Annotated in this window: 9 protein-coding genes; 4 read left to right on the top strand and 5 right to left on the bottom strand. The window is 71.8% G+C overall.

What is annotated here, in order from left to right:
• The first annotated feature begins 15 nt into the window (after positions 1-15).
• The 4 genes from gcvT to WMF45_RS11230 all read left to right on the top strand — a co-directional run bounded on the left by gcvT (position 16) and on the right by WMF45_RS11230 (position 7106).
• Entirely contained in the window at positions 16-1137 is a 1122-nt protein-coding gene (gene gcvT, locus WMF45_RS11245; RefSeq protein ID WP_437716907.1) for a glycine cleavage system aminomethyltransferase GcvT, read from the top strand.
• Between the two features lie 88 nt (positions 1138-1225).
• A complete protein-coding gene (gene gcvH / locus WMF45_RS11240; protein ID WP_437716906.1) occupies positions 1226-1627 on the top strand; it encodes a glycine cleavage system protein GcvH in 402 nt (133 codons plus the stop codon).
• A 56-nt stretch (positions 1628-1683) separates the two neighbouring features.
• The gene (gene gcvPA / locus WMF45_RS11235) at positions 1684-3048 is read left to right on the top strand and encodes an aminomethyl-transferring glycine dehydrogenase subunit GcvPA (RefSeq protein ID WP_437716905.1); all 1365 of its coding nucleotides are present in this window, start codon (positions 1684-1686) and stop codon (positions 3046-3048) included.
• A gap of 98 nt (positions 3049-3146) precedes the next feature.
• Complete coding sequence (locus WMF45_RS11230) at positions 3147-7106, top strand: protein kinase domain-containing protein (protein WP_437716904.1); 3960 nt, start codon at positions 3147-3149, stop codon at positions 7104-7106.
• A 58-nt stretch (positions 7107-7164) separates the two neighbouring features.
• Here WMF45_RS11230 and WMF45_RS11225 read toward each other — a convergent pair whose 3' ends face one another.
• The 5 genes from WMF45_RS11225 to WMF45_RS11205 form a co-directional block, all read right to left on the bottom strand.
• Entirely contained in the window at positions 7165-7368 is a 204-nt protein-coding gene (locus WMF45_RS11225) for a hypothetical protein (protein WP_437716903.1), read from the bottom strand.
• 681 nt (positions 7369-8049) lie between these two features.
• On the bottom strand, positions 8050-8610 hold the full coding sequence (locus tag WMF45_RS11220; RefSeq protein WP_437716902.1) for a hypothetical protein: 561 nt from the start codon (positions 8608-8610) through the stop codon (positions 8050-8052).
• A gap of 1119 nt (positions 8611-9729) precedes the next feature.
• On the bottom strand, positions 9730-10296 hold the full coding sequence (locus WMF45_RS11215; RefSeq protein WP_437716901.1) for a hypothetical protein: 567 nt from the start codon (positions 10294-10296) through the stop codon (positions 9730-9732).
• Positions 10297-10344: 48 nt separating this feature from the next.
• Complete coding sequence (locus WMF45_RS11210) at positions 10345-11229, bottom strand: hypothetical protein (RefSeq protein ID WP_437716900.1); 885 nt, start codon at positions 11227-11229, stop codon at positions 10345-10347.
• A complete protein-coding gene (locus WMF45_RS11205; RefSeq protein WP_437716899.1) occupies positions 11226-13277 on the bottom strand; it encodes a hypothetical protein in 2052 nt (683 codons plus the stop codon). Before WMF45_RS11205 ends, WMF45_RS11210 begins: the two co-directional genes overlap by 4 nt.
• Between the last annotated feature and the right edge of the window lie 34 nt (positions 13278-13311).

Below are 13311 nucleotides of genomic sequence, written 5' to 3'. Positions count from 1 at the left end.
AAGTAGATCGCGGCCGTGTCGACCAAGCCGCTCCCCACCGCTCCGCTCCGAAGGACGCCGCTTTACGACGAGCACATCAAGCTCGGCGGCCGCATGGTCCCGTTCGCCGGCTGGGAGATGCCGGTCCAGTACAAAGGCGTCACCGAAGAGCACAAGGCGGTGCGCACCGCCGCCGGGCTGTTCGACGTCTCGCACATGGGCGAGATCATCCTGAGCGGCGAGCACTCCGGACAGGTGGTCGACTACCTCGTCACGAACGACGTGAAGAAGCTGGAGGACGGCCACGCGCTCTACACGTGCGCGTGCAACGAGGCCGGAACGATCCTCGACGACCTCATCGTGTACCGGATCGACGCGCGGCAGTGGCTCATCGTCTGCAATGCATCGAACCGCGACAAGATCGCCGCCCACATCCGGGGCGCGGCGCAGGGCCACTGCAGCTTCGAGGACGCGTCGGATCGCACGGCGATGATGGCGCTCCAGGGGCCGAAGGCGCTCGACATCGTCGCGCTCGCGGGCGGCGACGGCCCTTCGCTGCGCGAGCTCGCGCCGTTCCACTTCCGCGACGCGACGCTCGCCAACGTGCGCTGCACCGTGGCCCGCACCGGCTACACCGGCGAGGACGGCATCGAGATCTTCTGCTCGCCGTCCGACGCGCAGCGGCTCTGGCGCGCGCTCGTCGAGCTCGGCGGTCCGCTCGGCCTCGAGGCGACGGGCCTCGGCGCGCGCGACACGCTCCGCCTCGAGGCGCGCCTGTCCCTGTACGGCAACGACATCGACGAGACGACGAACCCCATCGAGGCGGGCCTCGGCTGGGTGGTGAAGCTCGACAAGGGCGATTTCGTGGGGCGCGCCGCGCTCCAGCGCATCAAGGACGAGGGCCCCGCGCGCAAGCTGGTCGGCTTCGAGATGACGGGGCGCGGCATCGCGCGCCACGGCTACCCGCTGCTCGACGTGAGCGGCGCGAAGGTCGGCGTCTGCACGAGCGGCAGCCCGGGGCCGACCGTCGGCAAGAACATCGGGCTCGGCTACCTGCCGGCGCCGATGGCGGCGATCGGGACGGCCTTCCAGGTGGACTGCCGCGGGCGCTCGGTCGAGGCGGTCGTGGTCAAGACCCCGTTCTACAAGCGGGCCTGACCCGCGCCGAGGCGCGCCGCGGCGGGCCGATCCGAGCGGCCGCGCGCGGCGACCAGAGATCCAGGTTGGCAAAGGGAGAAGAAGTCACATGGCGAGCGACAATGTCCGAACGGACCGGCGGTACACGAAGGACCACGAGTGGGCCAAGCAGGAGAACGATCTCGTCGTGATCGGGATCACCGCCTTCGCGGTCGAGCAGCTCGGCGACATCACGCTGGTCAACCTCGACGTGAAGCCGGGCGACACGATCACCGCGGGCACGGCCTTCGGCACGATCGAGAGCGTCAAGACGCTGAGCGATCTGTTCGCGCCGGTGAGCGGCAAGATCCAGCGCGTGAACGGGGATCTCGAGAGCCGCCCCGAGCTGGTCAACGACGACTGCTACGGCAAGGCGTGGATGATCGAGGTCGTCCCCTCGGACCAGGGCGAGCTCGGCACGCTCATGGATCCTGACGCGTACAGCGAGCTCCTGAAGACCGCGGCGCACTGAGCGCCGCGCCCCTCCGCGTTCCGCATCACCCTTCCCGCTTCCCGCTGCACAAGACCATGCGCTACCTGCCCCACACACCCGAGGAAATCAGCGAGATGCTGCAGGCCGTCGGCCTGTCGTCGCTCGAGGAGCTCTACAGCGCGATCCCGGAGGAGGCGCGCCTCACGCGCCCGCTCTCGATGGAGCCTTCGCTCGACGAGGCCTCGCTCATGCGGCACCTCGAGGAGCTCGCCCAGAAGAACCGCGCAGGGCGCATGCTCTCGTTCCTGGGGGCCGGCGCCTACGAGCACCATTTCCCGCCGGCCGCCGATCAGCTGCTGCTCCGCAGCGAGTTCTACACCGCGTACACGCCGTACCAGCCCGAGGTCTCCCAGGGCACGCTCCAGGTGATCTTCGAGTTCCAGACGATCGTGAGCGAGATCCTCGGGCTGCCGATCGCCAACGCGTCGATGTACGACGGCGCGAGCGCGCTCGCGGAGGCCGTGCTGATGGCCCGCCGGCTGACGGGGCGCGAGCGCACCGTCCTGTCCGGCGGCGTGCACCCCGACTACATCGGCACCGTCGAGACGTACGTGCACGGCATCGGGACCGGCAAGGCGTCGCTGGTCGGGGTCGACGTCGGCCGCGACGGCACGGCGGACGTCGAGGCGCTGACGCGGGCGATCGACGAGACGACCGCCTGCGTTGTGGTCGGCTATCCGAATTTCTTCGGCGTCGTGGGCGACATCCGGAAGGTGGCCGAGGTGTGCCACCAGAAGGGCGCGCTGCTGATCACGGTCACCCTGGACCCGTACGCGCTCGCGCTGCTCGAGTCGCCGGGCGCGCTCGGCGCCGACATCGCGGTGGCGGAGGGCCAGCCGCTCGGGCTGCCGCCGCAGTACGGCGGCCCCAACGTCGGGCTGTTCGCGTGCCGGAACGACCGCAAGTACCTCCAGCAGGTGCCCGGCCGGCTGGTCGGCGAGACGGTCGACAAGCACGGGACCCGCGGGTACGTGCTGACGCTCGCGACGCGCGAGCAGCACATCCGCCGCGAGCGGGCGACGAGCAACATCTGCACGAACAGCGGCCTCTGCGCGACGGCGGTCACCATGCGGATGTGCATGCTCGGCAAGCGCGGCTTCGTGGAGGCGGCGAAGCAGTGCCTCGCGAAGGCCGAGCACCTGAAGCGGGAGATCGCGCGGCTCGACGGCTACTCGCTGCCGATGTCGGCGCCGACGTTCCACGAGTTCGTCGTGAAGGTCCGCGGCGGGGACGCGGGGAGGCTCACGCGGGCGCTGGCCGAGCAGGGGATCATCGCGGGGCTCGATCTCGGGCGGATCGACGCGCGGCGGCGGGACGAGCTGCTCGTCGCCGTGACCGAGCGGCACAGCCGCGCGGATCTCGATCGGCTCGTGGAGGGGCTCGCGGGGTTCACGGGCTGACGCGGGCGCGGGCCCCCACAAGCTGTCCGGCTGATGCCTGGACGGTCGAGATTTCCTCTGATGCAAGTATTCCTCGTTCCGGGGGATACTGCGCCCCCATGCGGGGGGGAGAGGTAATCGCCGGGCGATTCGAAATCGAAAAGCTCGGGGGAATCGGCGGCATGGGGGAAGTCTACCAGGCTCGCGATCGAGCCTCGGGCCAGCCCGTCGCCGTCAAGCTATTGCAGCAGCTCGACCCGAGGAACGTCGAGCGCCTGATGCGCGAAGCCGCTCTGCTCGCCGAGCTCGAGCACCCGGGCATCTGCCGCTATGTGGCGCACGGGATGACGGCGCAGGGAGTGCCCTACCTCGCCATGGAGTGGCTCGAGGGCGAGGATCTCTGCGCGAGGCTCGAGCGTCGAGGGCTCAGCGTGGACGAGACGGTCACGCTCGTGACACGCGCAGCGGAGGCGCTCGCTGTCGTGCACGCGCGCCGGATAGTGCACCGCGATCTCAAGCCTTCCAATCTGTTCCTCGTGGAGCGCGACGTCGCGCGGGTGAAGCTGCTCGACTTCGGGATCGCCCGGTTCTCCGACGAATCACGAATGACCCAGTCGGGGATGATCCTCGGGACTCCCGCCTACATCGCGCCTGAGCAGGCCCGGAGCAGGGCGGCGGTCGACGCGCGCGCCGATGTATTCGCGCTCGGCTGCGTGCTGTTCGAATGCCTGACCGGCGTACAGGCCTTCAGGGGCGACAGCTTCATGTCCATCCTGCTGAAGATCGTGCTGGAGGACGTCCAGCGGGCGAGCGAGCTGCGGGCCGATGTGCCGCCGTCCCTCGACGTGCTGTGCACCCGGATGCTCGCAAAGGACCCGGCGGAGCGCCCGCGCGACGGCGCAGCGGTGGCCGCGGCGCTCAATGCGGTGGGCCTTGGAGCGACGCTCCCCATTGCGGAGGTGTCGACCCCGGTGGCCTCGGTCCGCGCGTCGCCATCCTCCTCCTCGCCATCGCTGACCCACAAGGAACGAAGGGTGACGTGCGTGCTTCTGATGGCCCCGGAGCCACCCATGGCTGGCGGCGCGGGGCGATCGGACGCGGAGACCGAGATCGCGTCCGCCGCCGAGGAGATGACCCGGGAGGTCGCTGCGCTCGGGGTTCAGCTCGACCTCTTGATGGACAGCTCGATCCTCATGACGTTCACTGGGACTGGCCTGGCGACCGATCAGGCCGTGCGAGCGGCCCGCTGCGCGCTCTCGCTGCGCAAGCACGCCGGCGGCCGTCGGCTGGCGCTCGCGACGGGCACCGCAGAGCTGTCGGGGAGGCTGCCTGCCAGCGAGCTTGTCGACCGCGCGACACGGACGCTGGCGCAGTCCGCGCCCTCCGCCGGCGCCGCGCACGCGGCAGGCCAGGCGCGGCCGATCGCGATCGACGAGGTGACCGCCGGGCTGCTCGACGCCCGCTTCGATGTCTTCGAGACGGAGACCGGCCTGTGGCTCCAGGGCGAACAGGCGCTCGCGAAGGGCGCGCGAACGCTGCTCGGCAGGCCGACCGCATGTGTCGGGCGCGACTGGGTGATCGCGGCCATCGAGGCGCTGCGCACCCAATCCATCGAGGAGTCGAGGGCGCGCGCGGTGCTCGTGACGGGGCCGGCCGGCATGGGCAAATCGCGCATCGCCTACGAGCTGCTGCTCCGCGTCCGCCAGCGCGACCCCCCCTTCGCCTTGTGGGTCGGCCGAGGGGACCCGCTGCGCACGGGCGCCGCGCTCGGTCTGCTCGGTCAGGCGCTGCGGCAGGCCTGCGGGGGCATCCAGGACGGAGAGCCGCTGGAGGAGCGCCGCGAGAAGCTCCGCGCCCACGTGAACAAGCATTTCGACGGGGCCGACGCGCGGCGCGTCTCGGAGTTCCTCGGAGAGCTCCTGAATACGCCGTTTCCCGACGAGGACAGCATTCAGCTGCACGCCGCGCGCCGGGACGTCCGGCTCCTCGGCGATCAGATGCAGCGCGCCTGGGTGGATTTCCTCGAGGCGGTGTCCGGCGAGCGCCCTTTGCTCCTGGTGATGGAGGACCTGCACTGGAGCGACGCGCCGACGGTTCAATACCTCGACGAGGCGCTGCGCCGCGTCCGCGATCGGCCATGGATGCTGCTGGCGCTGGCGCGCCCGGAGGTCCACGAGGTGTTCCCCCGGTTGTGGGCCGAGCGGCAGCTCCAGGAGATTCGCCTCGATCCGCTGACCTCCAGGGCGAGCGCGCGGCTCGTGAGGCAAGTGCTCGGCGACCAGGTGAGCGAAGCGACCCTGGAGCGCATCGTGACGCAGGCCGAAGGCAACGCGTTCTACCTGGAAGAGCTGATCCGCGCGACCTCCGAAGGGAACAAGAAGAACACTCCGGAGACGGTGCTGGCCATGGTGCGGTCCCGGCTCGAAGGGCTGGACGACATGGCGCGCCGGCTGCTGCGCGCCGGGAGCGTGTTCGGCGACGTCTTCTGGCGAGGCGCGATCGACGCGCTGCTGGGTGGCATGGACGACGGGTCGATCGACGCTCACCTCGCCCGGCTGGAGGGCCTGGAGTGGATCATCACGCGTTCTGCTTCGAGGTTCCAAGGCGAACGGGAGATCGCGTTCCGGCACGCGCTCGTGCGCGAGGCGGCCTACGGGATGCTCACCGAGGAGGATCGCGCGCTCGGGCATCGGCTGGCGGGGGCGTGGCTCGAGCGCGCCGCCGAGCCGTCGGCGGCGGTGATCGCGGAGCATTTCGATCGCGCCGGCGAGCGCGCGCGCGCCGCCGAGCTCTACCGGACCGCGGCGGCGCAGGCGTTCGCCGCGAACGACTTCGCCGCGGTGCTGCGGTGGGCCGAGCGCGCCCTCTCCCTCGGGGTCAGCGGCGCGGCGCGGGAGGAGCTGCTCTTGCTGCGCACGGAGGCGCGCCGGTGGCGCGGGGACATCGCGGAGTTCGGTCGGTGCGCCCAGGTGGCCTTGCGCGTGCTGCCGAGGGGCACTGCGCCCTGGTATGTGGCGCTGGCCGAGGCCGGACGGGCGGCGAGGCACCTCGGGCAGCGGGAGGATCTCCTCCTGCTCGACACGATGCTCGCAGACGCCTGGCGGCCCGACGGGCAGGCGACCGCTCCGGCGGTGACGACGGCCGCCTCGATCGCGCTGGACCTCCTGCTCGCGGGTCTCCACGAGCGGGCCGAGGCGATCGATGCGCGCATCGAGTCGGTCGCGGAGCGCTTTCGCGACGACCCGAGCGTGAGCGGGCCGATTTACCGACAGCGCGGGATGCGTGAGCTCTTCGCCGGCCATCTGGAAGAGAGCTGCGCGTTCGCCGCGCGTGCGCTCCGTTGCTACGAGGAGGTGGGCGACCTACGGAGGGCGTGCGTCGAGCGGTGCAACCTCGGATTCCGGGAATCCCTGCTCGGCGCGTACGCGGAAGCGAGGACGCGCCTGCGCGCCGCGGTCGCTGAAGCCGAGCAGATGGGGCTGGACTACGTCCTCGGCTTCACGTTGCACGACCTGGGTCGTGTCCTCGGCCGTACTGGCGCCCTCGAGGAGGCGTGCGTGGTGGAGGCGAAGGCCGCCGCCCTGTGCGCCGCGCAGGGCAGCCGGCGGGGGGAGGGCTGGTCTCGCACCTACCTGGCGGGGATCCTGCGAAGCGCGGGCCGGCTCGACGAGGCGGAGGGCGAGGCCCGCCGCGCGGTGGCGCTGCTGGAGACCGCGCAGCAAGCCCAGGTCGCGGCCCGAGCGACGCTGGCTTCCGTGCTGCTCGCGCGCGGCCGGTCGGCCGAGGCGCTCGCGGAGAGCCACGCGGCCATGGCGCTGCTGGCCACGGTGACGAAGGTCGAGGAGGGCGAAGCGCTCGCCCGCCTCGTGCACGCGGAGGCGCTCTATGCGGCGGGCGAGCGCGGCGCGGCCCGGGCCGCGATCGCCGACGCGCGCGACCGGCTCCTCGCCGTGGCCGTGCAGATCGCCGATCCCCGGACGCGCGACGGATTCCTCCACAATGTCGAGGAGAATGCCCGCACGCTCGAGCTCTCGGAGGCGTGGCTCGACGACGGCTCGGGGGGACGCCCCGCCGAGTGAGCTCGCCGCCTTCGTCGGGTCGCTGGCGCGACGAACCCGCTCGCCGGGGGCGGCCAGGTCAGCGCGAGGCGACGTCCTGCCCGCGCTGCTGCGCGGGGAACGGGTTCGGCCACAGCGGCAGGAGCGACTGCCGGTAGACGGTGAGGCGCAGCAGGTCGATGCCCGCGATCGCGGCGAACGCCATCGCCTTGTCGGTCCGGTAGCTCCCCTGGAGCGAGAGGCTGATGCCGAGCGGCGCCCCCAGCGTGAGCGCGCCGGCCACGCCCGTGGAACCTGCGCCCCAGAAGCGGCGGTAGGCGGTAGCCGCCCGCGTCGAGGGCGAGGCCCAGCTGGCCTGCCTGGAAGCCGCGCGTCGCGACCCGGGCGAGCAGCGCGAGATCGATGCCGCTGTCGAGGATCGGCGTCGCGCGCACCAGGCCGCCGACGATGACGGGCGCGTCGGCTAGAGCACCAATCATGTTGAAACCCGGTGAAATTTCACAGGGAGGCGAGGAGGCGGGGAGGAAGAAAAAAATGAATTTCTCCCTCTTGCCGTCTCTCGCTCCCCGCCTCCTCGCCTCCCTGTGAAATTTCTGCTTTTTCTCGGAATTTCAACCCGTTTGTCGCTCTAGGTCAGCGCGCGGCGCCTCGCCGCTCGACGATCCACCGCGCAACGAGCGTGGCCACCTGTGGCCGAGGAGGTGCAAGCGCGCGCAGTCCGACAACGCCGCGAGGTGCGCCGACAGCGCCTCGACGCCAGGCCCCGGCGCGTAGGACATCGTCGCCGTGTGGACCGACCAAGGCGGCTCGGCGTGTGCCGAGTCCGTCCGACCATGCGCCGCCGAGGCGCGCGACATGGCGGCGTGGCGCTCGATCGCCGTACGTAACGACCGGACGAGGCCGGCGGCGGCGCCGCCTCATCGGACCGATTCGCCGGGGATCGTCTGACCCGCTCGGGCTGCGGTCAATCGCACGTCCGGGTGACCGGATTGCAGAAACAAGAGATGCACTCGCTGTCCCGCGAGCACGTCTCGCCGCCCAGGGAAGTGCCCGTGCATGTGGGGTCCGGCGGCGCCTCGGGACAGAGCGATTCGCCGAGGCCGGCGGCGCCCGAGCAGTCGCCGCATGCCAGGCTGAGGCAGTCCGCCGTCGCGATCGAGGTGAACGACGCTGCGCCGCAGTGCGCAGGGCTCGTGCAGGTCTCGACCGAGTTCCCCTGGTAGAGGCAGCCGACGAGGCAGGAGCAGTTCGCATCCTGGGAGCAGGCTAGGTATTGGTCGCAGCAATAGACCTTGGCGCACGCGATGCAGGCATCGTCCGCCTCCGTCAGATCGCAAGACGCGACGCCCTGGGGTCTGTACTTCGGCGGATTGAAGTTCAGCGGAGCCCTCGTGTCGCCGGTGTCCGTGCACGTCGTGCCGACGATGTTCTGGTCTTGCAGTTTTAATTGAAATATCGCATCCTTGTTCGCCTCAGCAATCGCGGACTGCATATCGGCAGCACACACGTGGTTGACATAGGCCATATGACACGCGGTCGCCTGGATTGTACATTTCCATCTGGTTTGGCCCGCGGGGCAATATGGCATCATGTCGCACGCCAGAAAACCCGAAAACGCGACGATAGCCAGGCTCAAGGCGGACCTGCATCCACGAGATCCGAAGGCTTCAGTCCGTCCCGCTGACATACGCAGACTCCTTCCTGTACCCTCTTATGCCATACGCACAAGACGCCGTTGGGAGGCGGACAGGCCATGGAAAACACTCCGCATCGGAGAGGCACCTGGGATTGTCCCGAGTTTTATACCAAAACCATTCCCGCTCCGTGTTGCACCCGGCGAAGGTCAGCGCAAAAAACAGCGAAGACGGTGCAGCGCTGACGGCACATTGTTACCTCTTTTGGTTCGCGGCTCCCAAGTTGCGCACTGATAGGTTCCAAAGTGTAATGAGGACCGGCTCAGGGGGGACCTGCATCCACCAGATCCGACGGCTTCAATCCCAGCCCATTCTGCTGACACACACAGACCCCGTGCCTTATTCTTTCGTTCCAGACGCATAAGACTCCATCCGCCGGTGGACAGCCCATCGAGAAACACTCCTCGTGGTAGTAACACCTGGGATTGTCCCGAGTTCGATGCCAGAGCAATTCCCGCTCGGCGTTGCACCCGAATAAAGCCAGCGCAACAGCGGCGAGGAAGGTGTAGCTTCGACGGCACATCGCCAGGCTGTTTAGCCCTCTGGGCACTGTGGAACCATGTCGCGCGCCGGCAGGGTCGCGAGGGCGATGAGAACCCTGCTGGGTCCTCTGCTTCAGAGCGAGGCGGGGGAATGGCGCGCCGCGGACGGAAATGGGCGCCGGCCGGTACTTCACCACGGGCGCCGGCACGCGATGCCGAGCGCCTGCCCCATGCGCCTCACCCCTCTTGTCGACGCCCCGTCGCACCTGCCGCCTCATCGCGCGCAGGGCGGCGAGCGCCACGATGACTCCCATGGCCCCCCCCCTCGGCCGCACGCTATCGGGGCGCGCTTTGCCGGTCAAGCGGCCCCCACAGCACCGGCGCGCCGTGACACGCCCGGTTCTCGACAGCTCGCTTCCCGGCTCGACCGACCCGCCGGCGTGTCAGGAGCGAGTCTCCGGCGTGCAATCAGCGCGAGGCGACGTCCTGCCCGCGCTGCTGCGCGGGGAACGGGTTCGGCCACAGCGGCAGGAGCGACTGCCGGTAGACGGTGAGGCGCAGCAGGTCGATGCCCGCGATGGCGGCGAACGCCATCGCCTTGTCGGTCCCGTAGCTCCCCTGGAGCGAGAGGCTGATGCCGAGCGGCGCCCCCAGCGTGAGCGCGCCGGCCACGCCGGTGGAACCTGCGCCCCAGAAGCGGCGGTAGCCGCCCGCGTCGAGGGCAATGCCCAGCTGGCCAGCCTGGAAGCCGCGCGTCGCGACCCGGGCGAGCAGCGCGAGATCGATGCCGCTGTCGAGGATCGGCGTCGCGCGCATCAGGCCGCCGACGATGACGGGCGCGTCGGGCGTGGTCCCGACGCCGACGTCGCACGACAGCGCGCCGTCGAAGACGAGATCGCTTTCGCCCTGCTTCCAGCCGACCGCGCCGGCGCCCACGAAGGTCCACGCGGAGGCGTCCGCGCGCGAAGGCGAGGACCAGGCGAGCGGGGCGAGCAAGGCCCCGACGGCGACGAGGCAGGCGATGGGCGAGCGCACGCGAGCGAGCTACCACGAAGCGCCGAGCGGGGATAGGTCAGCGCTCTTTCAACGCAAGGTGCCGCGCCGCTCGACGATGCGCCGCGCCACGAGCGCGGCCACCTCGGGATCGAAGAGGAGCGTGTTGTGTCCCCGCCCCTCCATCACCCGCACCTCGCCGCCCGGCAGCGCGTGCGCGATGGGCGAGCGGACCAGCGTGTCGGCCCCCGCGACGATCGACAGGTGCGGGATGCTCGACCGCGCCGTCCCGAGGAGGACGCGCCGGAGGACCGGGCTCGACGCGTCGAGATCGCGCGCGCCGCCGAAGCCGAGCAGCCCTGCGCGCGGGATGCCGCCGAACGGGCTCGCCATGGAGAGGGTCTGCACGACGCGCGGATCGCCGACCTCCTGCGCGAAGAAGCGGCACACGATGCCGCCCATGCTGTGGCCGACGAGGTGCAAGCGCGCCCCGTCCGGGAGCGCCGCCACGAGCGCCGCGAGGCGCGCCGACAGCGCCTCGACGCCGGGCCCCGGCGCGTAGGACATCGTCGCCGTGTGGACCGACCACGACGGCTCGGCGCGCGCCGGGTCCGCCCGACCGCGCGCCCGCGAGGCGCGCGACATCGCGGCGTGGCGCTCGATCGCCGTGCGCAACGGCCGGAGCACGCCGGCGGAGGCGAAGAGCCCGTGAAGGATGACCACCACCTCGTCGCCGTCGCGCGCCCCGTCAGGGATCACCGGCGCGAGGGTGTCGTACGGCAGGAGGACGGCTTGCCTCGCGAACGAGGCCACCTCCCTGCCAGCTGTCGCCGCGAAGGCCGACGCACGGAACCACCTCGCCACGTGGTGGCTCTTACCATGGATCCGCCGCGCGACGTCCTCGCGGCTCGCGACGCGCTGTGTCGCGGGCGCGCGCCGCGAGGTCGCCGCGCGGGCGGCAAGGAGGCCGATCACGGCCGCAGCAGCCAGACATGGAAGCTGCGGAACGTCCCCCGGAGCGCGCGGATCCGGACAACGTCCCCCGGCGCGACGTCGCGCAGCGGCACCCGGATCTCGGCCCAGCGGTCCAGAGGGCGCTCCGGCACCTCGACGCGCGCCTCGTCCGCGGCGCGCTCGATCGCCACGCCGATCGCGATCGGGCCGCCCCCGTCGGTGCGCAGCGCGAGCACGGCGGGCCCGAGGGCGCTCTCGGCGGCCGCTCGGATTGCGAACGACTGCTCGCGCCCCTCGGGGATGATCCTGCCGGCGTCGAACCGCGGCGCACCGCCGCCGTCGCTCCCGTCCCGCAGCACGGCGCCGACGACCCAGCCGCCGCGCGGCGACGGGAACGCGTAGCCGTGCGCCCGCTCGTCGACCAGGTCGGCGATGTCCACCTCGTCGATGGCCCCGTCGCGGCGCTCCCCCGGCGGCGCGAGCGCCGACCAGTCCGCCTCGTAGATCACCTTCTCGTCCGCGGCGCACATCACGTTGTCCTCGATCTTCACCGCGTCGACGCGCCGGCCGAAGACGTCCGCGAGCCCGCCCCACCACGAGGGGTACAGGGCCAAGACGTCGGGCCGCTCGGCGGCGTCGAGCCGCTCGATGAGCTCGACAACGGCCGGCACCCCGTGCACCGAGGCGCGCGCGAACGGCATCCCCCGGTACCCGCCGAGCCCGAGCCCGTCGATGGCGGGGATCCCCGACAGGTACGGGATCGCGCCCGCGTCGCCGACCAGCACCCGCCGCGGCGCTCGGTGTTGGCGCGCGCGCGCGGCCAGCCGCCGCGCGACCTCGACCTGCTGCCCGGCGATGTTGGCCGAGGAGCGGGCGAAGTGGTCGATCTGCCGCGCGAACCACGCCGAGGGCGCCGCGAGCGCCGCGAGCGCGAGCGCCGCGGCGACGCCGGCCGCGAGCCGCCCCCGCCGCGCGAGCGCCCCGGTCCCGAGGGCCGCGGCGACGAGCAGCATCGCGAGCGCCGGGGCGGCGTAGCGGAAGTTCTGGTAGCGCGCCGTCGCGTTGAGCGCGACGAGGAGCAGCGAGCCGTAGGCGCCGATCAGGAGCGGCACGGCGAGGCGCCGCGTCCGCCGGTCGAGCGCCGCGATCGCGCCGAGCAGCGGCAAGAGGAAGGCGCAGGACGGGCCGCCGAGCGCGCTCTCCAGCGCCTGCACCCGCAGCGCGGCGAGGTTCTTGATCACCTCCAGCGCCTTCTCGAGCGGCGCCGGGTACGGGTTCGAGAGGATGAGCTTGCGCACCGCCCCCGCCGCGCTCCACTCCCCCGTGAGCGCGCGGTTCGCGGCGGCCTGCGCGCCGAGGAGCAGCGCGGTCGGCAGGGACGCGCGCGCGAGCGACGCCGCCGCGCCCAGCGAGCCCGCCGCGTGGGCCACGGCGACCGCGAGCGGCGCCGCGAGCGCGACGGCCTCGGGCCGGGTCGCGACGAGCAGCGCCGCAAGGAGCCCGGCCCGGAGCTGCTCGGCCGGGCGCTGCGCCGGCGGGGCGAGCTCGGCGCGCCGCACCGCGACGAGCGCCCGGCCCATCACCGCGCCGAGCAGCGCGACCTCCATCCCGGAGAACCAGCTCCAGTCGAGCAGCGGCACGGCCACGACGAAGAGCGGCGCGGCCCAGGCGACCCAGCGGGAGGAGGCGGCGCCCGGCCCGCCGCGCGGATCGAGGAGCCGCCGGAGCGATCGGCAGAGGTCGAGCAGCGCGGCGCACGCGAGGAGCGCGGCGAAGAGGCCGAGCCACGCGCCGCGAAACCCGAGCAGGTACCCGGGCGCCAGGGCGAGGGGGTAGGCCAGGCTGGTCCCGCCCGACGAGTAGCCGTTGCCCGGGATCCACGAGAACGGGTGGCCCAGGGCCGCGGCGCGGGCGAACCCGAAGTGGATGTAGACGTCGTCGAGGGGCGCCGGCCAGACGCCGCCCGTCCTGGCGAGCGCGGGCCCGTAGAACGCCGCGGCGGCGCCGAGCACCGGGATCGCGGCGCTCGCGTGCCACAAGAGCGGCCGGATCCACGGCGGGCGCCTCACCGCCCGGCCGGTACCACGAAGGAGCCCAGGACGG

Origin of the sequence: Sorangium sp. So ce448 (assembly GCF_051520915.1) — a bacterium.
GTDB classification, from domain to species: domain Bacteria; phylum Myxococcota_A; class Polyangia; order Polyangiales; family Polyangiaceae; genus Sorangium; species Sorangium cellulosum_B.
The sequence above is the reverse complement of the archived record's forward strand: the minus strand, read 5'-3'. Positions and strand labels throughout refer to the sequence as shown.

Excerpts from the sequence above, each read along its gene's own strand:
- gcvH (WP_437716906.1), top strand. The coding sequence starts at position 1,226 with ATGGCGAGCGACAATGTCCGAACGGACCGGCGGTACACGAAGGACCAC.
- gcvPA (WP_437716905.1), top strand. The coding sequence starts at position 1,684 with ATGCGCTACCTGCCCCACACACCCGAGGAAATCAGCGAGATGCTGCAG.
- WMF45_RS11230 (WP_437716904.1), top strand. The coding sequence starts at position 3,147 with ATGCGGGGGGGAGAGGTAATCGCCGGGCGATTCGAAATCGAAAAGCTC.
- WMF45_RS11220 (WP_437716902.1), bottom strand. The coding sequence starts at position 8,610 with ATGGCCTATGTCAACCACGTGTGTGCTGCCGATATGCAGTCCGCGATT.